Genomic DNA, 724 nt, shown 5'->3' on the forward strand with positions numbered 1-724 from the left:
TATTGAACCATCTGATATATATAATCTGTGTCCTGTTGGCATTGTTCTTTTATATAATAAAGTTTCATCATTAGGACAAATATAAGTATCATAATGTTCATCGTAGATGAAATCTTTTGTTCTGAAATATCCAGGTTTCCCCTTAGGTCTTGTATAGGACATTGCTGGTACAATTGCTTTTTCAAGTAAAAAGTGGGCATTAAAAGGTGTTTTATATACCTGAATCAATTGCTAACGTGATAGGCAACATCTGCTTGGTTTCTAATCTTTCAATCATTGGTTTCAGTTGTGTACTATCGTGAATATTACCAGGTGTCACATACTTATCAATAATATAACCATTTTTATCTACACATGCGTGTAAACTATAAGCAAATTGCTTTTCTCGTTCGCCTTTAACGTAGTATCCAGCTTCTGGATCAGTCGTACTTACCTTTTTAGTTTTATATTCCTCCTTGTCTTTATTTTTTATTGGCTTTTTCCTTGTGCGCGCCTTTGTTCATTTATTTCATTATCCAATTCTTCTTGGAACTGAAGTGCATCTTTTTTTACAATTTTTTTGATGTATTTATTCTTATTTGCATTTGCTTTAATATACGTAGAATCAATAAATAAAGATGAGTGATCTATTAAGTTATTTTTGATAGCTATTTCTAGTATTTTCTCAAATATTTGTTCAAATAAATCTGTATCATGAAAACGACGTGTATAGTTCTTACTAAAA

1 pseudogene is annotated in these 724 nt (G+C 30.2%); it reads right to left on the reverse strand.

The annotated features are described in order from the left end of the window. Positions 1–724 (reverse strand): annotated as a pseudogene (locus BTJ66_RS14075) (transposase); the annotation flags it as partial.

This window comes from Staphylococcus edaphicus (genome assembly GCF_002614725.1).
GTDB lineage: Bacteria > Bacillota > Bacilli > Staphylococcales > Staphylococcaceae > Staphylococcus > Staphylococcus edaphicus.